This is a genomic window from Ochrobactrum soli (assembly GCF_003664555.1).
GTDB classification, from domain to species: domain Bacteria; phylum Pseudomonadota; class Alphaproteobacteria; order Rhizobiales; family Rhizobiaceae; genus Brucella; species Brucella teleogrylli.
In genome coordinates this window covers 195,771-216,863 of record NZ_RCHH01000008.1, presented here as the reverse complement: position 1 = coordinate 216,863, position 21,093 = coordinate 195,771, and the positions used below count along the sequence as shown (strand labels likewise).

The following is a 21,093-nucleotide window of genomic DNA, read 5'->3' as shown; positions in this document are numbered from 1 at the left end:
GTCCTCACGCTGTCGCGGCTAAAGCCGCTTCGCTCCGGACAGGGCGCCGGAAAACCGGCGGCACGCAGTCGCGTGCTTATTGTTTATCAGTGCTCTATAAGAGCGTTGATGCCATCAGCACGAAAGACAACCAGCTTCTCAATTTGTGTTCTTCGCCGACCTGGTGGTTATGGCGGAGCGGCTGCACCCGATCCCATTCCGAACTCGGCCGTGAAACGCTCCAGCGCCAATGGTACTTCATCTTAAGATGCGGGAGAGTAGGTCGCTGCCAGGTCTGCAAAGCACACAAATCAAAACATCTTCTCAAATCATACAAAACACCGAAATTAAGCGACATTCGCCAAAAATACCGACTACAACAAATAAGTGAGACAGGCTCGGAGCAGCCCGTTCGGCCTAAAATCGATACTCAATCGATTTTTTAACGGCCTCACCTCATCAGGCTACGCCTGACTTCGCTCCCGGGCCATTGAGGTCTGCACTTAATAACGCGGGGTGGAGCAGCCCGGTAGCTCGTCAGGCTCATAACCTGAAGGCCGCAGGTTCAAATCCTGCCCCCGCAACCAAATCATCACAAAAGCCCCGCATAAACAATGCGGGGCTTTCCGCGTTCTAAGGGCGAACAAATAGTGGAGGGCTCTTTTGGTGTCAAAAAGACCAAAGCCTGAGCCATACCATGGTACTCAAAAGCGCCAGAGAACGCAGTGCCTGGCGTTTATTAAATACATCTAAAGAATTTGATGCCGAGATAGCTATACGGTATCAAGGTCCGTCGCCAACGAGATTTCAGATTGTGCAATGCCCGACGCGGTTAGTACCTCGCAGAGCGCTATAAGGCGCTCGTACTGACCTGAATCAGTACCTATCAACGTACATCAATGACTTGTTGACGAACCATAGTGTAATGACCTTTTTGATTTTTACTTAATAGGGGGCGCGCTCAGATGCGCGCGGTGCAATGCGATCGTTTCAGGGGATGTGCGCCTCTCTACGCTACGGCATGATCAGGGCCGGGCTTGAGGTGGCTGCTGTCCCCTTCGTTCGCTCGATCTTCCCAAATGCCGCCGGACGCGGCGTGATTTTTACCTTGCATCATGTTCGCCCTGCGGTCGCGGAGCCCTTTTCCCCAAATGCACATCTGTCGGTCACACCGGAGTTTCTGGAAGAAGCGGTCAGCGCGGCGATCGGTGAAGGGCTAACGCCCGTTCATTTGCATGACCTGCCAGCTTTGCTTGCTGATAAGGGCGACAGGCGCAAATTTGTGGCGTTCACCCTTGATGATGGCTATCGCAACAACGCCACGTTCGCAGCGCCGATATTCGCGAAATTTTCTGTGCCTTATACGATCTTCATCAATCCCGGGTTTGTGGAACGGCAGCGCAGCGCATGGTGGGAAACTGCCGAAGCCTTGACGCGTAAAGCGTCGCGCTTCGCGTTCGATTTTGGCAGAGGGATGGTCGATGTTCGCTGCGAGACACTCAGTGCAAAGCTAGCAGCTTTTGATCGGCTCACAGACTTTGTTCAGGCTATCGATGAAGATGAAGCTGTGCGCCGGATCGATGCGGCAGCGCAGCTCCATGGCGTGGCACCAATGGCGATTGTCGAAGATCTGGTGATGGATGAAGGCGAGTTGCGCTTACTGGCGAACGACCCGTTGGTTTATTTTGGCGCGCATACGGTCAATCACGTCAATCTGCGTCGTGTGGGTAATGACAGGCTGCATCAGGAGATAGAACGCTCCGCTTCAGCAATTGAACGCTATGCCGGGCAGCGGCCGCGTTCTTTCTCTTATCCCTATGGCTGGCCGACTGCCGTTGGTGAACGAGAGACGTCCGCAGTTGCAGATGCAGGGTTTGCCGTTGGGGTGACCACCCAGCCGGGCGTGTTGAGCTGTGACAGCGTTCAATCCCTTATGAGACTGCCGCGTGTGTCGCTGAACGGCTATTATCAGAAGAAGCGCTATGTGAAGGCGCTCATCTCCGGCGTTCCGTTCAAGTTCCTGAAAAACAACTGAGACAGTGGTTGCGGTTCGAGGCGGACTCAGACCGCTTATAAGCAAAAATCCCGGACGAAGCCGGGATTTTGAAAGCTAGACTGATCAGAAAACTGGAGCGGGCGAAGGGATTCGAACCCTCGACCCCAACCTTGGCAAGGTTGTGCTCTACCCCTGAGCTACACCCGCTCGCGCCAGTTGATTCTATCAAGAACCGATTCTGTCAGGCCCGCGCTATATGAACCAAGCAAACGCAGATTGCAACAGGTCGGCACTGCTAATTTTGCATTGTTTTCAACGCATCCGACTGATCATGCAGTTATCAGGTTGCAGGCGAATTTACCGCACGCTGGATGCACTTCCCTCCATCACAGCCGGTGCATTGGGCGCCAGCACATTGCAGGACGGAGCTGCTTCAGCTGTCTGCGATGTCGAAGCGACAACGTTTTCCTGTTCATATTTGTCGACCTTCATCGACTTGTTTTCGCGCCAGTTGCCGCGAAGATAAAGAACGCCCGCCATCAGCATGGTGGATAGCATGGCGACCGGAAAACTGAGCCAAAGTGCATCGACACCGAGCCAATCGCGCAAGCCAACCGCAACGCCGAGCCGAACCGGATACATTGATACGAACAGAATGATGAGTGGCCAGACCACCTGTCCATTGGCGCGGACCGTTCCGAACAGGACCATGGAGACACCAAAGGCGATGAACCCCCAGGTCGCCATTTTGCCGATATGCTGGCCGATCGGGATCGCAGAACTGTCAGCGCCGAGAAATATCTCCATCGCCTGCCGGTCGGCCATGAGCAGGATAACCACGAGAACGCCGGTCATCAGGATCGCATAGAGCACACCGGTTCGGGTGATGTTGCTGACACGGTCCCAGTTGCCGGCGCCGATATTCTGGGCGGCCATGGCGCTGACCGCCGCGCCAAGCGCCATGGCTGGCATCTGCACATAGGTCCATAGCTGCTGGGTTGCGCCGAAGGCAGCTGTCGTATCGACGCCTTCCTGATTGACCAGCCGCATCATGGTCAGCATAGCGCTCGAAACCACGATCATCTGGATTCCCATCGGCAGCCCTTTGCTGAAGATCAGTTTCAGCACTTTGAGGTCTGGTATGAGAAACCGCAGTTCCTCGCCTTTCAAACGCAAGGGGAGATCCTTGCGATAGATGTAGAACAGCATGGCTGCGAGGCTGATGTAATTTGCAACCGCAGTGGCGAGCGCCGAGCCGGATATGCCCAAGGCCGGGATCGGACCGATCCCGAGGATGAGCAGGGGATTGAGGACGATATCCAGGATGACCGCCAGCCCCATGAAAATCAAAGGCGTGATGGAGTCGCCGCTGCCGCGCAATGCCATCATCAGGATGGTTTGCATGAGAATGGCAGGCATGGCGACGAAGGTGACTTGCAGGAAGGCGCGGGCCAGAGGCGCGATTATGTCCGGCGTGCCCAACAGTGTCAGGACATGCGGCGCCAGAAACCAGCCAGCAATGGAAACAAGTATGCTGATCGGCACGAAAGCGCCAAGCGTGGTGCCCGTGATGGCACGCGCGGTTTCGAGATCGCGGCGCCCGAAAGACTGCCCGATCAGAATGGTCGATGCCATGCCGAAACCGAAGACAAAAGCCGTGAGCAGAAACATGACGAGATTGCCGTTGGTCGTGGCCGCCAGCGCATCCGTTCCGAGCAAATGGCCGATCCAGATCGTATCAATGGAACCGTTTGCGGATTGCAGGATCGACGATCCAAGCGTCGGCAAGGCGAAGAGCAATAGCGCTTGATTAATCGGCGCTGTCGTCAGATCCATCTGTGTCTTCATACGCCCTCAATAATATTATGAATTACGTTTTACGAAATGCAGCGTTTCCAAATTAAACCGAATTATCAAAACTGCTACAGCTTTATTGTTCGGCATTGTCGGGACCGCAAATCTGGCAGCTTTGCGGCAAGATTTTATGTAAGTTTAGCTTTGACGAATACATCGTAACGGGTGCTTTTGCCCGAGATTTGATGTGAGGGCTTGCGCAAGCCCGCCATCGGTTCGGCGCGCAACGGCCACTTTAGCACCACGCGATTAAGCGCTGCTTCCAGCGCCACCTGCATCAGCTTTTCCGCATCGGGATCAGTTCCCACAATCTCGCGGATTTGTCGCATTTCCTTTTTGACGAGAGCCGTGTTGCCGCGCGGCGGGTGCATCGGATCGACCAGCACCACCTGTGGTCGCAACGCTGGCAACAGCTCGCAGGAATCGCCGTGCAGCAAGGTCATGCGCGCCACCGTCTCAGCATATTGACCACCTTCTGCCGCGGCGCGCGCGAGGCCTTCCGCCAGCAAGGCATGCATTTTTTCCGAGCGCTCGATCAAGGTGACGCGGGCGCCAAGCGAAGCGAGCAGAAATGCGTCGCGTCCTAGACCCGCCGTCGCATCGGCAATCTCCGGTGTGACGCTGCCGGTAAAGCCGACGGCTTTGGCAAGCGCCTGCCCGCGTCCTTCGCCGGAGCGAAACCGGTGGCCGACAGCACCGCCGACGAAATCGACAACCAGCTCCGATGTATCTATTTTCTGCGACATCTATGATCTCAACACAGAATCAGAACGGGCAAGGCGCGGTGAATGTCACGTCGCGCCCGTCGGGATGGCGGAAGGCTAGCTGTTCCGCATGCAGAAGCAAGCGGTCGGCTGCTGCCAGTGCCGCGCCGTCCGCATAAAACTCGTCGCCCAGAATGACATGGCCGATTGCCAGCATATGGACGCGCAATTGATGCGTGCGGCCAGTCAGGGGAGAGAGACGCAGGCGCGTGCTGTTTTCACCGCGGCTCAAGACCTGCCAGCGTGTCTGCGCCGGTTTGCCATGCTCGTGGTCCACACGATGGCGTGGCTTGTTGTCGGGATCGATCGCCAGCGGCAGATCGATGAAACCTTCGTCGCTGTCCATGTGTCCCCAGACTTTGGCAATGTAGGATTTTTCGGTCGTCCGGGCCTCGAACTGCGCTGCGACATAGGCATGGGCTTTTTTGTTCAGCGACATCAGGACCAGACCGGACGTGTCCTTGTCCAGACGGTTGATCATCAGCGCGCGGGGAAACTGCTTTTGCACCCGCGTGGCAAGGCTGTCGGAGAGGGCGGGATGCCGACCGGGGACGGACAAAAGCCCGCTTGGCTTGTCCAGTACCAGAAGATCCGCATCGCTATGAATGATGGAGACATAGGGCTCCAGCGGCGGATTATAGATGGGGGCAACGGATGACAACACACTCATGCTGCCTTCTAGCATGGTTCATTGGGCACAGAGAAGTATTGCTGCGGCAGTAGGTTATGGATTTCGATGAAGAAAATGGCGGAGAGGGTGGGATTCGAACCCACGGTGGAGTTACCCCCACGCCGCATTTCGAGTGCGGTACTTTCGACCACTCAGCCACCTCTCCGCATTGTGCAATCCGGTAAAGCGATCTATATAATCGCACCGTCAAACAGCATCAAAAGCGAATGCTAAGTGTGTAGCGGCTCAATAGCGGGCTGATTGCAATTAGACAAGACCTAATTTGCATTCTCTCGTGAAAATTCTTGACTTTTCCCACGTTCCGAACCTATAAGCACCAGACCTTAGGCGTGGGGCAATCCGCGCCTATTGTTTTGATTGATGATTTCCGGGTTTTCCGGGGCGGCAATCAAGGGGCGCAAGCCCTTCACTTAACCGACTGATAAAAAGACGGCCCATCACTTCGGCGCTAATGTCGTGGAAATGAGAGCCGGACCGAACAACCGAAAGGACAACAAATGTTCGCAGTCATCAAGACCGGTGGCAAGCAGTACCGCGTTGCCGCCAACGATCTGATCAAGGTCGAAAAAGTTGCTGGCGAAGCCGGTGACATCGTAGAATTCGCAGAAGTTCTGATGGTCGGCTCGACCATTGGCGCACCAGTCGTCGCAGGCGCTCTCGTGACTGCCGAAGTCGTCGAACAGGGCCGTGCCCGCAAGGTCATCGCGTTCAAGAAGCGTCGCCGTCAGAATTCGAAGCGCACCCGCGGTCATCGTCAGGAACTGACGACGATCCGTATCTCGGAGATCCTCACCGACGGCGCAAAGCCTTCCAAGAAGGCCGCTGAGAAGAAGGCTCCGAAGGCAGAAGCCGCTGAAGGCGAAGCCGCAAAGCCGAAGAAGGCAGCGCCTAAGAAGGCTGCAGCCAAGGCCGAAACGGCTGAGTAAGTAGAGAGATTAAAGGAGAACACCAATGGCACACAAAAAAGCTGGCGGTTCCTCGCGTAACGGTCGCGATTCAGAATCCAAACGCCTTGGCGTGAAGAAGTTTGGCGGCGAAGCTGTGCTCGCTGGCAACATCATCGTGCGTCAACGCGGCACGAAGTGGCATCCGGGCGCCAATGTTGGCCTCGGCAAGGACCACACGATTTTTGCAACCACGAACGGTTCCGTATCTTTCCGTACGAAAGCCAACGGCCGCACGTACGTATCGGTAAACCCGATCGCGGAAGCAGCAGAGTAAGCCGGGCCTCTTAAAACCACCGGCGTCCCATCGGACCCGGTGTATATGGCAGCCTAGCCAAAAGATCGAAGGGAAGATGGGACCACCATCTTCCCTTTTTGCATCTGGAGGACAGAAAAATGGTTGTCGACGTTTTAGAAGAAGATTGTTACGCAGAAAGCTGTATGAGCCGGGATGAGGGTTTTGCCGATCTCTCCCCCGGTCTGGCGGCTGATCTGGAGCCTGAGTTGGCTCCCGTTTTAGATTGCCCCGTCTTGGTCACCGAAAGGCTGGTTCTGCGCCCGCCGCATGTCGAAGACGTAGATGCCATTTCCTATCTTGCCAACAATCTCCGTGTTTCGGGCATGCTCACTCGCATGCCGCATCCATATACGCGTGAGAATGCCGTCGATTTTGTTGATCGCGTGCGAAAAGGCGAGATGGGCAATTGCATCTACGCCATTACACAAGCTGAGACCGGCATCTTTATGGGTTGTTGCGGCATCCATGCGAATAAACATGGCGACGGGCTGGAGATCGGCTACTGGCTGGGCGAACCCTATTGGGGGCACGGCTTTGCAACTGAGGCCGCTCATTCGCTGATCGATCTGGTGTTCCGGGCAACGGCGGTCAACCGGCTGCATATTTCCTGCCGGGCGACCAACAACGGATCGCGCCGTGTGATTCACAAGTGCGGCTTCCAGTTCAGCAGCATGGGCATGTCGGATACGCTTGCCGCCGGAAACGTTCCGGTCGAACGCTATGTTCTCGACCGGCGCACCTGGATCGGCCTGAGAAGCTGGCAGTCATAAGATAATGAGGCCCTGCGGCCTTGTCCGCAGGGTCCGCAATTATCGGAGAGCGAAATGAATGATAAACATGGAAGCGCGCCAGAAAAGATCGTGCTGCGCGCCCTGGATAAGGGCGATCTGCATCGCTATCGCGCCATCAGACTGAGCGCACTGAGCCGCGCGCCACTGGCCTTTGGTTCGAGTTTTGAGGAAGAAAATGCCTATTCCGACAGCGTGTTTGCGCGCCGTCTGGAACAGGTGAATGGCAATATCATCTTCGGTGCTTTCGACGGTGAAAATCTGCTGGGAACGGCAGGCGTGTTTCGTCATGAACGCAAGTCCGAACGTCATCGCGGAACGCTCTGGGGCGTCTATGTGGCGCCGGAAGCGCGTGGACTGGAACTGGGCAAGGCTCTGGTTCAAAAAGTTATCGAACATGCTGCGGCGCATGTCATCGTTCTCGACGCCAAGGTGGTGGCGACGAACGAACCGGCAAAGCGGATTTATGAGGCGCTCGGCTTCAAGACCTATGGGACTGAGCCGAAGTCGCTTTTTGTGCAGGGGCAGTATCTGGATCAGGAACTGCTCTATATCGACTTCAGCGATCCGGTCTGGAAAGACAAAATCGGATGAAATCCGGCTACTGCAACTGTTTGCAGGAAACGGGTTTTGCTGTAATTGCAATTTGGCTCGCGCAATAGGTTGCGCGGGCCCGGGTTTAAGGCGTGAATGCGCCGCAAGAGGTAAGGTTCAATGAAATTTCTCGATCAGGCCAAGATCTATATCCGCTCCGGCGACGGCGGGGCAGGGGCCGTATCGTTTCGCCGCGAGAAATTTCTTGAATTCGGCGGTCCCGATGGCGGCGACGGCGGCCGGGGCGGTAATGTCTGGGTTGAAGGCGTGGACGGTCTCAACACGCTGATCGATTATCGCTATCAGCAGCATTTTCGGGCCAAGACCGGCATGCATGGCATGGGCCGCAACATGACCGGCGGCAAGGGTGACGATGTCGTTCTCAAAGTCCCGGTCGGAACGCAGGTTTTTGAAGAAGATGATGAAACGCTGATCTGCGATATCACCGAAGTCGGCCAGCGCTATCGTCTGGCCAAGGGCGGTAATGGCGGTTTCGGCAATCTGCATTTCACGACCTCGACCAATCGCGCGCCGCGCCGCGCCAATCCCGGACAGGAAGGCATCGAGCGCACCATCTGGCTGCGTCTGAAGCTGATCGCCGATGCCGGTCTGGTCGGTCTGCCCAATGCAGGCAAATCCACCTTCCTGGCCAGTGTGACAGCAGCCAAGCCGAAGATTGCGGACTATCCATTTACCACGCTTCACCCAAATCTTGGTGTTGCGCGCGTGGATGCACGTGAATTCGTGATCGCGGATATTCCGGGTCTGATCGAAGGCGCCAGCGAAGGCGTGGGCCTTGGCGACCGTTTCCTCGGCCATGTCGAGCGCACACGGGTTCTGTTGCATCTGGTGTCGGCGCAGGAAGAAGACGTGGCAAAGGCCTATAAGGTCATTCGCGGCGAGCTTGAAGCCTATGAACATGGTCTCGCTGACAAGACGGAAATCGTCGCGCTGTCGCAGATCGATACGCTCGATTCCGATGCGCGCAAGGCCAAGGCCAAGGCGCTGAAGAAAGCCTGCGGGCGCGATCCGCTACTGCTTTCCGCTGTCAGCCATGAAGGCCTGAACGATGCGCTCCGCCAGCTTGGGGCTGTTATCGATGCAAGTCGCGCACAGGAAGCCGGAACGGCGCAAGTCGAAGAATAAGACTGAATGCGGCGAGAGGAATGAGAGCATGCTGAAGCAATTGAAAGACTATCGCCGCATTGTTGTAAAAATTGGTTCCGCCCTTCTGGTGGATCGCGCCAAGGGGCTGAAGCGCGACTGGCTGGAAAGCCTGGGACAGGACATTGCCGCCCTCCATCACGCAGGCGTCGAGGTGCTGGTGGTGTCGTCGGGCGCGATCGCGCTGGGGCGCACCGTGCTTGGCCTGCCGAAGAAAGCGCTGAAGCTTGAGGAAAGTCAGGCCGCAGCCGCTGCCGGTCAGATCGCGCTCGCCAAGGCCTATGCCGACGTGCTCGGCGGCCATGGCATCAAGTCGGGCCAGATTCTGGTGACGCTTTCCGATACTGAAGAGCGTCGCCGCTATCTCAATGCGCGCGCGACCATCGAGACGCTTTTGAAGCTGAAGGCCGTGCCGGTCATCAATGAGAACGACACCGTGGCGACGACAGAAATTCGCTATGGCGACAATGACCGTCTGGCCGCCCGCGTGGCGACCATGATGGGCGCTGATCTTCTGATCCTGCTTTCTGACATTGACGGGCTTTATACGGCGCCGCCGCACAAGAACCCGGATGCCGCGTTTTTGCCACTGGTGGAAACCATCACGCCGCAGATCGAGGCGATGGCTGGTGCAGCTGCTTCCGAACTGTCGCGCGGCGGCATGAAGACCAAGCTTGACGCGGGCAAGATCGCCAATGCCGCTGGAACGGCGATGATCATCACCTCGGGTATCCGCATGGGGCCGCTTTCGGCGATTGATCGCGGTGAGCGTGCGACTTTGTTTGAAGCTGCCCGCGCGCCGGTCAACGCCTGGAAGACCTGGATTTCCGGCAATCTGGAACCGGCAGGCCGTCTGTCCGTGGATGCAGGTGCCGCGAAGGCGCTGAAATCGGGCAAGTCGCTTTTGCCTGCGGGGGTGAAGGAAGTGAGCGGCCAGTTCGAACGTGGTGACACGGTTGCCGTGCTAAACGAGGACGGTCGCGAGATTGCGCGGGGGCTCATTGCTTATGACGCCGAGGATGCACGCAAGATTGCCGGACATAAAAGCGATGAGATCAGCACCATTCTTGGCTATGATGCCCGGGCGGCTATGATCCATCGCAATGATCTCGTGGTGCGCGGCGCAGCCGTGGCTGCCGAGACCGAAAATGCCTGAACACTGAAAGGCGGGGAGAGGATGCTGAATAAAGTGGAAGCTGGAAGCGACATAGCCGCGATCATGGCCGAAGTGGGCCGCAAGGCGAAAGCCGCCGCAGCACCACTGGCGATTGCGGGTGCGGAACAGAAGAACAAGGCGCTTCTGGCCGCAGCCGACGCCATTCTCCAAAGCCGCGACGTCATTCTCGAAGCCAACAAGCTTGATCTGGCCAATGCCGCCGAGAGCGGAATGGCCGCTTCCTTCGTGGATCGCCTGACGCTGGACGACAAGCGCATTGAGGCGATTGCAGAGGGCATCCGCGCCATTGCAGCATTGCCTGACCCGGTTGGCGCGGTTATTGCCGAATGGGATCGTCCCAACGGTCTGCATATCGAGCGCGTGCGCACACCGCTCGGCGTTATCGGCGTCATTTATGAAAGCCGCCCCAATGTGACGGCGGATGCGGGCGCGCTCTGCCTCAAGGCTGGCAATGCGGTGATCCTGCGCGGTGGTTCGGATTCGGCCCATTCGTCAGCGGCTATTCACAAAGCCCTGGTGGCGGGACTTGAAGCGGGCGGCCTGCCTGTCGATGCCATCCAGATCGTGCCGGTGACCGATCGCGCGGCGGTCGGTGAAATGCTGAAGGGCCTCGACGGCGCTATCGATGTGATCGTCCCACGCGGCGGCAAAAGCCTCGTCGCGCGCGTTCAGTCGGAAGCGCGGGTGCCGGTTTTTGCGCATCTGGAAGGCATCTGTCATCTTTATGTCGACAAAACCGCCCAACTCGACATGGCGCGCAAGATCGCGGTCAATGCCAAGATGCGGCGCACGGGCATTTGTGGATCAGCGGAAACGTTGCTGGTGGATCGCGCCGTCGCTTCGACGCATCTGGTGCCAATCCTTGAGGATCTGGCCGCCAAGGGCTGCGAAATTCGTGGCAGCGAAGAGGTGAGGGCGCTCTATTCGGCAGCGATGGCGGCGACGGAGGAAGACTGGGCCACCGAATATCTGGACGCGATCATTTCCGTGGCGCTTGTGGATGGTGTCGATGGCGCAATCCGGCATATCAATCGCTATTCCTCGCATCACACCGAAGCCATCGTCGCCGAGGATGCGGAAGCGGTTGCGCGGTTCTTCAACGAAATCGACTCGGCCATTTTGCTGCACAATGCCTCGACCCAGTTTGCCGACGGCGGCGAGTTCGGCATGGGTGCGGAAATCGGCATCGCCACGGGCAAGATGCATGCGCGTGGCCCGGTGGGTGTCGAGCAGCTCACCTCGTTCAAATATCGCGTTCGCGGCAACGGGCAGATTCGAAGCTGATGCGCTTTGGCTTCGGTCTTTCCGCATTGAAGGAACAATATCCCGATGTGGGTGCGCATTATCTGCGCATGCCGCATGCCGAAAAAGGCATGGCGGTCGGCCTGTTTGGCGGTTCGTTCAATCCCCCGCATGGGGGTCACGCGCTGGTCGCGGAGATCGCCATCCGGCGGCTGAAGCTCGACCAGCTCTGGTGGATGGTAACGCCCGGTAATCCGTTGAAAGACCGTCGCGAATTGGCGCCATTGGCGGAAAGGTTGCGGTGGAGCGAGGAAATCGCCAGCGATCGGCGCATCAAGGTGACGGCGCTCGAAGCTGCCTTCAACGTGCGCTATACCGCCGATACGCTGGCCCTGATCCGCGACGCCAACCCGGGTGTGCATTTCGTCTGGGTGATGGGCGCCGACAATCTGGCTTCCTTCCACCGCTGGCAGCGCTGGCGCGAGATCGCCAATAATTTCCCGATTGCGGTGATCGACCGTCCCGGCTCGACGCTGGCTTACCTGTCGTCGCGCATGGCGCAGACTTTTTCGCATAGCCGTCTGGACGAGCAATATGCGCCGACGCTGGCGCGCCGCACACCACCGGCCTGGACCTTCATCCATGGGCCGCGTTCTTCGCTTTCATCAAGCGCCATTCGCAAGTCGGGTACACGATCTTGATGGTTTCGTGACTGTCTCAACAAGATATGCGCAAAAAAGAACAAAATATTGAAAAAGTGAACGGCCCTGTAAGGTCCTGACTCTTGAAACAAAACAGGGACTCTGCCTATCTTAGCTATGTACGGTGCTTTTAACTGCCGTAGCAGCTTGTTCTTGTTAGAAAGGCAATACACTGAGAACAGCACTTGAGAAGAAGGCTCACCACGCGCCTTCACCGGTCAGGATGAACGAGACAGATCTCGTGTCCCAGACCTTCGACGCGGCCTTGGCCAGTCTCGAAAACTCCAAGGCAGAATCCATCATCCCCATCGACATTCGCGGAAGATCAACGATCGGCGATTATATGATCGTCGCGTCGGGCCGTTCGCACCGTCATGTGACGGCTGTGGCCGACCATCTTTTGCAGGCGCTGCATCAAGCGGGCTGCAAGAACCTGCGGGTCGAAGGGCTAGAAAGTGGCGATTGGGTTTTGATCGACACGGGCGATATCATCGTGCACATCTTCCGACCGGAAGTCCGTGACTTCTACAATATCGAGAAGATATGGCTCGATGACGATTTCGACGACGAACGCGCGTTGGGAACCGTCCATTGATCTGTCGTCTGCTGCGACCCGGCAGGCTTTAACTCCTGCCATATTGAGGGCGCGATGCGTGTGAGTGTTTATGCCGTGGGCCGGATGAAAGCCGGCCCCGAACGGGAGTTGGTCGAGCGCTATTTCGACCGTTTTTCCAAAGCTGGCCCGCCTTTGGGGCTGGAATTCGCCGGTGTGAGCGAAATCCCGGAAAGTCGTGGCCAGACCGCTGATTTGCGCAAGGCCGAGGAAGCGCAACGCATCCATGAAGCGCTGGATAATGGCGCGGCGCTTATTCTTCTCGACGAACGCGGCAAGGCGCTGGGTTCCGAAGCCTTTGCCGAGCGCATCGGGCGCATGCGTGATGATGGCAAGCGGCAGCTGATCGTCGCCATCGGCGGTCCAGATGGGCACGACCCGGCATTACGGTCGCGCGCCGATCTGGTTCTGGCGCTGGGCGAATTGACCTGGCCCCACCAGATTGCCCGCATTCTGATTGCCGAACAGCTTTATCGCGCTGCAACCATTCTGGCTGGCCATCCTTATCATCGGTCGTGATAATCTTTGTTTCTTTGCTAAAGCGTTTCTTCTTGGGATTGCACTCTGCAACCAGAAGCGTGTAATGGTCTTACACCTTTGTTTTTATTAGAATATTCTGAAATGCACGAGGAAATGAGTAAGCCTACCGTCATCACGCTATCGACCATTCCGCCCCGGTTTGACCTTTTAAAGCCTACACTGCTGTCGCTTCTGTCGCAAAGGCTGAAGGCGGCTGAAGTTCGGCTTTATATACCGCACACATACAGGCGCTTTCCCGATTGGGATGGGCGGTTGCCGGAAGTGCCTGCGGGCATAACGATCGTCCGCTGTGACGAAGATCTCGGCCCTGCGACCAAGGTTTTACCCGCTGCCCGTGATCTCAAGGGGCGGGACGTGGATATCCTGTTCTGCGACGACGACAAGATTTACGATGCCGACTGGCACCGGCGCTTCAAGACGGAAGCTGAGCGCAAGCCGGGTCATTGCATTGTTGAAGTCGGTGAAACATTTCCCGACATTGCGGATGCAGGCAGGCCTGCCGACCGGCTTCCGCGCAGTCGCTGGAGGGTCAAGGACGGCAAATACAGAATGAAGCGCATTGCTTCGCTGTTTTTGCACAAGCCGGACCTAAGCACGCCGGGCTATGTGGATCAGATTTCCGGCTTCGCTGGCGTTCTCGTTCATCCCGATTGGTTCGATGAATTGTTCTACGATATTCCCGACATCATGTGGACCGTGGATGATCCCTGGATTTCCGGCCATCTGGAAAGACGCGGCATTCCCATCTGGATGATCGGTGAAAACAGCCGCCGCGCCGAGGGTAAGGGAAGCAGCGTGAGCGCGCTGCTGAACCATGTCGAAGACGGACAGGATCGCGTGGATGCGGACCTGCTGGTGATCGATTATTTCCGGCAGCAATACGGCATCTGGCAAAAAACCGAAACGGTTGACGAAAAGGCGAGCCATCGCACGGCTTCCATGCGCGAAATGATGCGGCGCAGAAAAGTCGAGCTGGGATTGATGGCTGCTTGATGTCGTTCTGGAAACGAACTCTTTTTTGCTAAGCAGGGTTTGCGATCATCGGGCTTATGGTTGATGTTTCGTTAACGGTATCGGGATAGGTTGGTCCCGATACCGTTTTCGGCTCTGAATTTGGCCTTGTTTCGTCCCGATAGAACACGCATGAGTCCTGTACGTCTTCTCAGCAAGCCCCGGCTGCTCGCTTTTATGCGGGTGGGCTTTTTTGCGACCGTCACTGTTATTGGCGCGGTTTGGTATCCGCTGTCCGGCATTGCGCAGGATGCCTTGCAGCAGCAGCGCGATCAGGCGGCAGGCGAATATGAGCAACTGACCAGCGAACTGACTGTGACCGGAGACAAGCTCAAGCAGCTGGAAGGCGAGGTTGCGAGCCTCAAGAAGGATCAGGACACGATCACCGCTGCCTTGATCCAGTCGGCCAAGACCGACAAGAAATTACAGCAGGACATTGCCGATATTGCCGAAAAGCTGGTCTCCCTGCATGAGCAGGAAGCCGGTATTCGCACATCGTTGCGGGCGCGGCGCGGGGTGCTGGCCGAAGTGCTGGCCGCTTTGCAGCGTATGGGGCTCAATCCGCCGCCTGCCATTCTCGTCCGGCCCGACGATGCGCTTGCATCGGTGCGCAGCGCCGTGCTGCTTGGCGCGGTGGTGCCGGAAATGCGCGGGCAGGTGGAAGAGCTGACCGGCGATTTGAAGGATATGCAGACGGTCACCGCTTCCATCACGCAGGAGCGCGAAAAGCTGCAACAGACCCGCACCACGCAGGCCGAGGAGCAGAAGCGCCAGTCGCTTTTGCTTGAAGAAAAGAAAAAGCTGCAGGCGCAGTCGGAACAGGAAATGGAAGCGCAGCGCAAGCGCTCGGCAGAACTGGCGGCGAAGGCGGGCAGCCTCAAGGAACTGATCGATACGCTTGACAAGCAGATGGCGGGCGTGCGTGACGCCGCCGATGCGGCGCGCAAGGCGGAAGCCGAGCGTCTGGCGTCGGCGCGGGAGCGCGCAGGCGAGGCAACGCCCGATGACAATCATCTGCGTGCGCAGACGAATTTCGCTTCCCTACAGGGAAAACTGGTACTCCCGGCGGCGGGCAAAACTGCACGCCGCTTCGGCGACAAGGACGGTGCTGGCGGCGCGATGATGGGGCAGGTGCTGGAAACCTTGCCTTCTGCCACGATTACGTCACCTTCCGATGGCGTTGTACTTTATGCGGGACCGTTCAGATCTTACGGGCAACTCTTGATCCTCGATGCTGGCAATGGATATCATATCGTGATGGCAGGCATGGGGCGAATCGATGTGGCGCAAGGCCAGTTTGTACTGGCGGGCGAGCCGGTCGCGGCGATGGGCGATAAACTTCTCGCGAGTGTTGCGCCGATAGAGGTGGGCAATGGTGCGCCGTTGCTTTACATTGAGTTTCGAAAAGATGGAAAACCCGTCGATCCGGCCCCATGGTGGACCGAGCGGCTTTCTGGAAGGACGTAAAAATGATACGTAAACTGTCGCTGCTGTTCGCCGGAGCCCTGATGGGAGCTTCCGCCATGGTGATGGTGCAGGGCGCTCCAGCTTCGACGGCTTTTGCAGCCGCCAAGGATGCTGACGTCTATAAAGACCTGGCACTCTTCGGCGATATTTTCGAACGTGTGCGCGCGCAATATGTGACGCCGCCAGATGACAAGAAGCTGACGGAAAGCGCCATCAACGGCATGCTGACCTCGCTCGATCCGCATTCGTCCTATCTCAATCCGGAAGCCGCGCAGGATATGCGCGTGCAGACCAAGGGTGAATTCGGCGGCCTCGGCATTGAAGTCACCATGGACAATGATCTGGTGAAGGTGATTGCGCCGATCGACGATACGCCCGCCTCGAAGGCCGGTGTTCTCGCGGGCGATCTCATCACCAAGATCGATGGTCAGGAAGTGCGGGGCCTCAGCCTCAGCGATGCGGTCGACAAGATGCGCGGTGAAATCGGGTCCTCGATTGAGCTGACGCTCATGCGCCAGGGCGTCGACAAGCCGATCACGCTCAAGATTGCGCGCGCCGTCATCAAGGTGAAGGCCGTTCGTTACCGTGTCGAAAACGATGTCGGTTATGTGCGCGTGATTTCGTTCACCGAACAGACCGCTGAAGATCTCGGCAAGGCGATCAAGGATATCCAGAGCAAGATCCCGGGCGACAAGCTGAAGGGCTTCGTGCTTGATCTGCGCCTCAATCCGGGTGGTCTGCTCGATCAGGCCGTCGCCGTTTCCGACGCTTTCCTCGACAAGGGCGAAGTGGTTTCGACCCGTGGTCGCGATCCGCAGGACGTGACGCGCTTTGACGCCCGCAAGGGTGATCTGACCGACGGCAAGCCGGTGATCGTGCTGATCAATGGCGGTTCGGCCAGCGCTTCGGAAATCGTTGCGGGCGCTCTTCAGGACCACCGCCGCGCGACGGTGCTTGGCACACAGTCCTTCGGCAAGGGCTCGGTGCAGACCATCATCCCGCTTGGCGAAAACGGATCACTGCGTCTGACCACGGCGCTTTATTACACGCCATCGGGCAAGTCGATCCAGGGCAAGGGCATCACGCCGGACATCAAGGTGGAACAGCCATTGCCGCCGGAACTGAAGGGTGAGGACGTCGTTCGCGGCGAATCCGAACTCAAGGGCCACATCAAGGGTAATGCCGAAGATGACAATGGCTCCGGTTCGTCGGCCTATGTTCCTGCCGATCCGAAGGACGACATCCAGCTCAACGAAGCTCTGAAGCTTCTGCGTGGTGAAGTGGCGAATGCCGCATTCCCGCCGGATCCGAAGAAGGGCGTGCTGAACTGATCGTTCCATGCTGGATCTGAACAGCCCGCTCGGACTGGACAAGAAACCGCGAAAGCGCGGGGGCGAACGCTCCCGCGCTTTTCGTTGGTCTTTGCTTGGCTTGGGCGCGGCAGTCGTACTGGGTATCGCGGGCGGTATGATGTTCACCGTCTGGCAGACCAACCGCGATGCTTTTCGCAAACCTGAAAAGGCGGCAATTGCCGAGGCGCAAACGCCGCCCGACGGCGCGGTCAAAACTGGGCAGCAGGCATCGACTGCGACCGGTAACACACCCGCGCCGGGCACCGCGCTGCGCGGAACCGGGGGGCAGCAAACCGGCCCGGCAATCATCAAGGTCACGCCTGATATGCCCAATGTCACTGCCGGGACGGCAGATGGCAATGTCGTCGTCGTGCAGAACCAGCACAAGGCAGGGCAGGACCAGCGGGTCGCGCATCTGCCGGAAAAGGCGCTGGTCGAGCAAAGCCCGACCGGACCATTGCCGGTGCGAGGGGCAGATGGTTTGCGCCCGATGGATGCCTATGCGGCGGGCTGGTCGGGTGCGCGGGGCGCAAGGATTGCGCTGGTTATTGGCGGGCTTGGCCTGTCACAGACCGGTAGCATGGAAGCTGTAGACAAGCTGCCATCGGAAGTGACGCTGGCCTTTGCGCCGCAGGGCAACAGTCTGCAGCGGTGGATGCAGGCGGCGCGCCAGAACGGCCACGAGCTGTTGCTGCAATTGCCGATGGAGCCATTCGATTACCCGCGCATCAACCCGGGGCGCAATACGCTGACGGTGGATGACGGGGTCGCCAAAAACCAGACGTCGCTTTTGTGGGCCTTGTCGCGCATGACCAATTATGCCGGGGTGATGAACTATATGGGCGCGCGCTTTACCGGCGAGGCGGATGCATTCGCGCCGGTGCTGGGCGAGATCGGCAGGCGCGGGCTTTATTATCTGGATGACGGCACGTCAGCGCGTAGTCAGGCCGACCGGATCGCACAAAAGGACGCCGTACCATTTGCTGCTGCCGATGTGCTGATCGACGCGTCACAGGACCGCTCGGCGGTGCTTGACCGTCTCGAAGAGCTGGAACGCATTGCACGCGCCAATGGCAGCGCGATTGGCACCGGCTCCGCTTTTGGCGTGACCGTCGATGCGGTGCGGGATTGGGCCAACGAGGTCAAGAAACGCGGCATCGAAATCGTTCCGGTTTCGGCGCTGGTCCGTGACCCGGAACGTCAGTAAAACTTACATATCACGGAGAATGTCATGTCGAAGCATAAAGGTCCGGTCGATCCTGAAAGCTTGCCATATCGCCCCTGTGTCGGGCTGATGGTGTTGAACAAGGCCGGTCTGGTCTGGGCAGGTCATCGCATCGTCATTCCGGGCGATGAGATGGATGGCGCGACGCAGCTCTGGCAGATGCCGCAGGGGGGTATCGACAAGGGCGAGGACCCGGTCGAAGCTGCATTGCGCGAGCTTTATGAAGAAACCGGCATGAAGTCGGTCTCGCTGCTTGCAGAAGCGCCGGACTGGATCAATTATGATCTGCCGCCGCATCTGGTCGGCCAGGCCCTCAAGGGCAAATATCGCGGCCAGACGCAGAAATGGTTCGCCTATCGTTTCGAGGGTGACGAGAGCGAGATCGCCATCAACCCGCCGCCCGGCGGTCATACGGCTGAGTTCGACCGCTGGGACTGGAAGCCGATGCAGCAACTGCCGGAGCTGATCGTGCCGTTCAAGCGGAAGGTCTACGAGGAAGTTGTCGCCGCTTTCCGGCATCTGGCGCCGTGATTTTTGGGCGCATTCTGTCGTAATTTCAGAGTGTGCTCAAATTTGCGCACCCCTCTTGTGCGTTGGACCAACATATTGTCAACTCACTCCAGTTGCGCCGGGTGACGGCGCTCCAACTGATTGTTTTGACGCACATCTCGCCCGAAAACCGTTTCACACTTTTCGGGATGTGCTCTGGAGGGAGAAAAGCGCATGGATGTTGGAAGTCTAATCGTATTTCTTTTTGTCGGCCTCGTCGCGGGCTGGCTGGCCGGTAAGGTTGTGCAGGGCGGCGGTTTCGGCATGATCGGCAATATCATTGTCGGCGTGATTGGCGCGTTCTTCGCGGGCTGGCTTTTGCCGCGCCTCGGCTTTTCGGTCGGCGGCGGTATCATTGCCTCGATCATCAATGCATTCATCGGCGCGGCGATACTTCTGATCATTCTGCGCATCGTCAAACGCGTCTAGAGTGTCAGCATGTTCTGCAAGGCCCGGCTTGTTGAAGCCGGGTCGTTCCATTCCCGAAGTCACGTGACATGACACCGAATTCCAAACTGTCGCTCGGTCTGGTTCTCACCGCATCGGCTGGTTTCGTTGATGCAATAGCCTTCCTGCAACTGGGCGGGTTCTTCGCTTCCTTCATGAGCGGCAACACCACGCAGCTCGGTGTCGCGCTTGCCGGTCAACCCGGCGTGCAGGGGACGGTGCTGGTCTGGTTTCCCGCCGTGCTGATCGTCCTGTTCTTCAGCGGCGCGTTTCTGGGCACGCTTGCCGTGCGCGCCTATGGTCGCTGGGGCAGCCTTTATGTCATGGCAAGCGTGGTAGTGATGCTCGTGCTAGTCAGTATCCTGCGGCGCGATGGGGCCATGCTCGTCCAGCCGGTGCTGCTGCTTGCCGCCGCCATGGGCGCGCAGAATGCCGCCGTGCAGCCGATCGGCGCGGCGCGTCTTGGCGTTACTTATGTCACGGGAACGCTATTCAATGCTGCCGCAGACCTCGCCGGTGCATTTCGCGGCGAAGTGCCGAAATGGCGCTGGGCGCAGCACGCCGCCGTGTGGCTGGCGCTGATGCTGGGCGCGGTGGGAGGCGGGTTGGGCCATTACTATATCGGCCTCGACGCCTTGTTCGTGCCGGTCGTGATGATTGTCGGTGTGATGGTTGCTTATGTCAAACTCAAGTGAATAGCGATTTTTCGCTTTCGACCAGTTCCGAGATCAAGGCCGATACCGCCGTCACACGGCGCAGCGTTCGGGCGGATTCATGATAGGCCAGCCAATAGGCGCGGCGGATGACCCGGTCCGGCAGAACCGGCACCAGATCGGGATCGGCGCGCGCGATGAAGGCATGCAATATGCCGATGCCCGCACCTGCGCGCACCGCTTCCACCTGGCCCAGCGCGCTCGACACTTCAAAAGCCGGTTTCCAGTCGCGACTGATTTCCGGCGCATAGGCGAGCGACGGGTTGATGACCAGATCTTCCACATAGCTGATCATGCGATGGTGGCTAAGGTCCTCGGCAGTTTCCGGCGTGCCATTGGCTTCCAGATAGCTGCGATGGGCATAGAGGCCGAGCGTATAATCGACCAGCCTGCGCGCGATAAGCCGCCCCTGATCCGGGCGTTCGACGGTGATGGCGATATCCGCTTCGCGCCGGGACAGCGAGAAGGACCGCGGCACCGGCACCAGCTGGATGGTGAGGTCTGGGTATTGCTGCGTCAGGCGGGCAAGGCGTGGCGCCAGAAAGGTCACGCCGAAACCATCCGGCGCGCCGATGCGCACCGTGCCGGATACGGCCACGTCCGCATTGCCCACTTGCGAGCGGGCGGAAAGCATTTCCGCTTCCATGCGCTCGGCGGCGAGCAAAAACTCCTCGCCTGCTTGTGTTAGCGTCGAGCCATTGGTGCGCCGCGTCAAAAGTGTGGTGGAGAGCGCGGTTTCGAGCGCCGTCAGCCGTCGCGCCACGGTGGTGTGGTTCAGACCAAGCCGCTTGGCTGCGCCCAAAATCTGGCCCGAACGCGCCACCGCGAGGAATATTCGAATGTCATCCCAGTTCATAATGTAAGAGTACTATAAAAAATGCACAACGGATACGCTTTTCAGCGTCTTGCAATCACGAATTTGCAGAGTCAGGATAGGGATAACGATGGGGACGATGCGAGTCCTCATAAACGGTAATCAGGGAG

Annotated in this window: 22 protein-coding genes, 3 tRNA genes and 1 rRNA gene; 20 read left to right on the top strand and 6 right to left on the bottom strand. The window is 58.2% G+C overall.

Features of this window, described 5'->3' with window-relative positions; genetic code table 11:
- Nucleotides 1-159 precede the first annotated feature (159 nt).
- From rrf to D8666_RS15690, 3 genes are all read left to right on the top strand, one after another.
- Nucleotides 160-274 (top strand): 5S ribosomal RNA (gene rrf / locus D8666_RS15700).
- 215 nt (nucleotides 275-489) lie between these two features.
- Nucleotides 490-566 (top strand) — tRNA-Met (locus D8666_RS15695).
- A 392-nt stretch (nucleotides 567-958) separates the two neighbouring features.
- On the top strand, nucleotides 959-2,014 hold the full coding sequence (locus D8666_RS15690) for a polysaccharide deacetylase family protein (protein ID WP_121538705.1): 1,056 nt from the start codon (nucleotides 959-961) through the stop codon (nucleotides 2,012-2,014).
- A gap of 93 nt (nucleotides 2,015-2,107) precedes the next feature.
- Here the strand turns inward: D8666_RS15690 and D8666_RS15685 are convergent.
- The 5 genes from D8666_RS15685 to D8666_RS15665 all read right to left on the bottom strand — a co-directional run bounded on the left by D8666_RS15685 (nucleotide 2,108) and on the right by D8666_RS15665 (nucleotide 5,429).
- Nucleotides 2,108-2,182 (bottom strand) — tRNA-Gly (locus D8666_RS15685).
- A gap of 150 nt (nucleotides 2,183-2,332) precedes the next feature.
- Entirely contained in the window at nucleotides 2,333-3,823 is a 1,491-nt protein-coding gene (locus D8666_RS15680; RefSeq protein ID WP_121538703.1) for an MATE family efflux transporter, read from the bottom strand.
- Between the two features lie 134 nt (nucleotides 3,824-3,957).
- Nucleotides 3,958-4,575: a class I SAM-dependent methyltransferase gene (locus D8666_RS15675; RefSeq protein ID WP_121538701.1), complete on the bottom strand. Its 618-nt coding sequence runs from the start codon at nucleotides 4,573-4,575 to the stop codon at nucleotides 3,958-3,960.
- Nucleotides 4,576-4,594: 19 nt separating this feature from the next.
- Complete coding sequence (locus tag D8666_RS15670) at nucleotides 4,595-5,263, bottom strand: pseudouridine synthase (RefSeq protein WP_121538699.1); 669 nt, start codon at nucleotides 5,261-5,263, stop codon at nucleotides 4,595-4,597.
- A gap of 76 nt (nucleotides 5,264-5,339) precedes the next feature.
- Nucleotides 5,340-5,429, bottom strand: a tRNA-Ser gene (locus D8666_RS15665).
- A 352-nt stretch (nucleotides 5,430-5,781) separates the two neighbouring features.
- Here D8666_RS15665 and rplU point away from each other — a divergent pair.
- The 17 genes from rplU (at nucleotide 5,782) to D8666_RS15580 (ending at nucleotide 20,091) form a co-directional block, all read left to right on the top strand.
- Nucleotides 5,782-6,210, top strand: a complete 429-nt coding sequence (rplU, locus tag D8666_RS15660; RefSeq protein WP_109369861.1) for a 50S ribosomal protein L21 — start codon at nucleotides 5,782-5,784, stop codon at nucleotides 6,208-6,210.
- A gap of 25 nt (nucleotides 6,211-6,235) precedes the next feature.
- The gene (rpmA, locus tag D8666_RS15655; protein WP_109369860.1) at nucleotides 6,236-6,505 is read left to right on the top strand and encodes a 50S ribosomal protein L27; all 270 of its coding nucleotides are present in this window, start codon (nucleotides 6,236-6,238) and stop codon (nucleotides 6,503-6,505) included.
- A 119-nt stretch (nucleotides 6,506-6,624) separates the two neighbouring features.
- Nucleotides 6,625-7,296 (top strand): GNAT family N-acetyltransferase, encoded by a 672-nt coding sequence (locus D8666_RS15650; protein WP_109369859.1) that lies wholly within the window; start codon nucleotides 6,625-6,627, stop codon nucleotides 7,294-7,296.
- Nucleotides 7,297-7,350: 54 nt separating this feature from the next.
- Nucleotides 7,351-7,908 carry a GNAT family N-acetyltransferase gene (locus D8666_RS15645; RefSeq protein WP_121538697.1) on the top strand — a complete coding sequence of 186 codons (558 nt, stop codon included), beginning with the start codon at nucleotides 7,351-7,353 and terminating at the stop codon, nucleotides 7,906-7,908.
- 120 nt (nucleotides 7,909-8,028) lie between these two features.
- Nucleotides 8,029-9,054, top strand: a complete 1,026-nt coding sequence (obgE, locus tag D8666_RS15640; protein WP_121538695.1) for a GTPase ObgE — start codon at nucleotides 8,029-8,031, stop codon at nucleotides 9,052-9,054.
- Nucleotides 9,055-9,082: 28 nt separating this feature from the next.
- On the top strand, nucleotides 9,083-10,228 hold the full coding sequence (gene proB, locus D8666_RS15635; RefSeq protein ID WP_121538693.1) for a glutamate 5-kinase: 1,146 nt from the start codon (nucleotides 9,083-9,085) through the stop codon (nucleotides 10,226-10,228).
- 21 nt (nucleotides 10,229-10,249) lie between these two features.
- The gene (locus D8666_RS15630) at nucleotides 10,250-11,533 is read left to right on the top strand and encodes a glutamate-5-semialdehyde dehydrogenase (protein WP_121538691.1); all 1,284 of its coding nucleotides are present in this window, start codon (nucleotides 10,250-10,252) and stop codon (nucleotides 11,531-11,533) included.
- Complete coding sequence (locus tag D8666_RS15625; RefSeq protein WP_121538689.1) at nucleotides 11,533-12,192, top strand: nicotinate-nucleotide adenylyltransferase; 660 nt, start codon at nucleotides 11,533-11,535, stop codon at nucleotides 12,190-12,192. Before D8666_RS15630 ends, D8666_RS15625 begins: the two co-directional genes overlap by 1 nt.
- Before the next feature lie 223 nt (nucleotides 12,193-12,415).
- Nucleotides 12,416-12,787: a ribosome silencing factor gene (gene rsfS / locus D8666_RS15620; RefSeq protein WP_109369853.1), complete on the top strand. Its 372-nt coding sequence runs from the start codon at nucleotides 12,416-12,418 to the stop codon at nucleotides 12,785-12,787.
- A gap of 54 nt (nucleotides 12,788-12,841) precedes the next feature.
- Nucleotides 12,842-13,324: a 23S rRNA (pseudouridine(1915)-N(3))-methyltransferase RlmH gene (gene rlmH, locus D8666_RS15615; RefSeq protein WP_121538687.1), complete on the top strand. Its 483-nt coding sequence runs from the start codon at nucleotides 12,842-12,844 to the stop codon at nucleotides 13,322-13,324.
- Between the two features lie 114 nt (nucleotides 13,325-13,438).
- A complete protein-coding gene (locus D8666_RS15610) occupies nucleotides 13,439-14,338 on the top strand; it encodes a glycosyltransferase family 2 protein (protein ID WP_121538685.1) in 900 nt (299 codons plus the stop codon).
- Between the two features lie 150 nt (nucleotides 14,339-14,488).
- Nucleotides 14,489-15,823: a murein hydrolase activator EnvC family protein gene (locus tag D8666_RS15605; protein ID WP_121538683.1), complete on the top strand. Its 1,335-nt coding sequence runs from the start codon at nucleotides 14,489-14,491 to the stop codon at nucleotides 15,821-15,823.
- Nucleotides 15,824-15,825: 2 nt separating this feature from the next.
- Nucleotides 15,826-17,154, top strand: coding sequence for a S41 family peptidase (locus D8666_RS15600; protein ID WP_121538681.1), 1,329 nt, complete (start codon nucleotides 15,826-15,828; stop codon nucleotides 17,152-17,154).
- Between the two features lie 7 nt (nucleotides 17,155-17,161).
- Complete coding sequence (locus tag D8666_RS15595) at nucleotides 17,162-18,382, top strand: divergent polysaccharide deacetylase family protein (protein ID WP_121538679.1); 1,221 nt, start codon at nucleotides 17,162-17,164, stop codon at nucleotides 18,380-18,382.
- A gap of 24 nt (nucleotides 18,383-18,406) precedes the next feature.
- Nucleotides 18,407-18,931, top strand: a complete 525-nt coding sequence (locus D8666_RS15590) for an RNA pyrophosphohydrolase (protein ID WP_121538677.1) — start codon at nucleotides 18,407-18,409, stop codon at nucleotides 18,929-18,931.
- Between the two features lie 192 nt (nucleotides 18,932-19,123).
- A complete protein-coding gene (locus tag D8666_RS15585) occupies nucleotides 19,124-19,378 on the top strand; it encodes a GlsB/YeaQ/YmgE family stress response membrane protein (protein ID WP_078340905.1) in 255 nt (84 codons plus the stop codon).
- A gap of 68 nt (nucleotides 19,379-19,446) precedes the next feature.
- Entirely contained in the window at nucleotides 19,447-20,091 is a 645-nt protein-coding gene (locus D8666_RS15580; RefSeq protein ID WP_109369846.1) for a YoaK family protein, read from the top strand.
- Here D8666_RS15580 and D8666_RS15575 read toward each other — a convergent pair.
- Nucleotides 20,084-20,965: a LysR family transcriptional regulator gene (locus D8666_RS15575; RefSeq protein ID WP_121538675.1), complete on the bottom strand. Its 882-nt coding sequence runs from the start codon at nucleotides 20,963-20,965 to the stop codon at nucleotides 20,084-20,086. The genes D8666_RS15580 and D8666_RS15575 overlap by 8 nt on opposite strands.
- Nucleotides 20,966-21,093: the final 128 nt, after the last annotated feature.

What these genes read in the sequence shown, in the direction of transcription:
- D8666_RS15690 (WP_121538705.1), top strand. Translation starts at nt 959, where the DNA reads ATGCGATCGTTTCAGGGGATGTGCGCCTCTCTACGCTACGGCATGATC.
- D8666_RS15680 (WP_121538703.1), bottom strand. Translation starts at nt 3,823, where the DNA reads ATGAAGACACAGATGGATCTGACGACAGCGCCGATTAATCAAGCGCTA.
- D8666_RS15675 (WP_121538701.1), bottom strand. Translation starts at nt 4,575, where the DNA reads ATGTCGCAGAAAATAGATACATCGGAGCTGGTTGTCGATTTCGTCGGC.
- D8666_RS15670 (WP_121538699.1), bottom strand. Translation starts at nt 5,263, where the DNA reads ATGAGTGTGTTGTCATCCGTTGCCCCCATCTATAATCCGCCGCTGGAG.
- rplU (WP_109369861.1), top strand. Translation starts at nt 5,782, where the DNA reads ATGTTCGCAGTCATCAAGACCGGTGGCAAGCAGTACCGCGTTGCCGCC.
- rpmA (WP_109369860.1), top strand. Translation starts at nt 6,236, where the DNA reads ATGGCACACAAAAAAGCTGGCGGTTCCTCGCGTAACGGTCGCGATTCA.
- D8666_RS15650 (WP_109369859.1), top strand. Translation starts at nt 6,625, where the DNA reads ATGGTTGTCGACGTTTTAGAAGAAGATTGTTACGCAGAAAGCTGTATG.
- D8666_RS15645 (WP_121538697.1), top strand. Translation starts at nt 7,351, where the DNA reads ATGAATGATAAACATGGAAGCGCGCCAGAAAAGATCGTGCTGCGCGCC.
- obgE (WP_121538695.1), top strand. Translation starts at nt 8,029, where the DNA reads ATGAAATTTCTCGATCAGGCCAAGATCTATATCCGCTCCGGCGACGGC.
- proB (WP_121538693.1), top strand. Translation starts at nt 9,083, where the DNA reads ATGCTGAAGCAATTGAAAGACTATCGCCGCATTGTTGTAAAAATTGGT.
- D8666_RS15630 (WP_121538691.1), top strand. Translation starts at nt 10,250, where the DNA reads ATGCTGAATAAAGTGGAAGCTGGAAGCGACATAGCCGCGATCATGGCC.
- D8666_RS15625 (WP_121538689.1), top strand. Translation starts at nt 11,533, where the DNA reads ATGCGCTTTGGCTTCGGTCTTTCCGCATTGAAGGAACAATATCCCGAT.
- rsfS (WP_109369853.1), top strand. Translation starts at nt 12,416, where the DNA reads ATGAACGAGACAGATCTCGTGTCCCAGACCTTCGACGCGGCCTTGGCC.
- rlmH (WP_121538687.1), top strand. Translation starts at nt 12,842, where the DNA reads ATGCGTGTGAGTGTTTATGCCGTGGGCCGGATGAAAGCCGGCCCCGAA.
- D8666_RS15610 (WP_121538685.1), top strand. Translation starts at nt 13,439, where the DNA reads ATGAGTAAGCCTACCGTCATCACGCTATCGACCATTCCGCCCCGGTTT.
- D8666_RS15605 (WP_121538683.1), top strand. Translation starts at nt 14,489, where the DNA reads ATGAGTCCTGTACGTCTTCTCAGCAAGCCCCGGCTGCTCGCTTTTATG.
- D8666_RS15600 (WP_121538681.1), top strand. Translation starts at nt 15,826, where the DNA reads ATGATACGTAAACTGTCGCTGCTGTTCGCCGGAGCCCTGATGGGAGCT.
- D8666_RS15595 (WP_121538679.1), top strand. Translation starts at nt 17,162, where the DNA reads ATGCTGGATCTGAACAGCCCGCTCGGACTGGACAAGAAACCGCGAAAG.
- D8666_RS15590 (WP_121538677.1), top strand. Translation starts at nt 18,407, where the DNA reads ATGTCGAAGCATAAAGGTCCGGTCGATCCTGAAAGCTTGCCATATCGC.
- D8666_RS15585 (WP_078340905.1), top strand. Translation starts at nt 19,124, where the DNA reads ATGGATGTTGGAAGTCTAATCGTATTTCTTTTTGTCGGCCTCGTCGCG.
- D8666_RS15580 (WP_109369846.1), top strand. Translation starts at nt 19,447, where the DNA reads ATGACACCGAATTCCAAACTGTCGCTCGGTCTGGTTCTCACCGCATCG.
- D8666_RS15575 (WP_121538675.1), bottom strand. Translation starts at nt 20,965, where the DNA reads ATGAACTGGGATGACATTCGAATATTCCTCGCGGTGGCGCGTTCGGGC.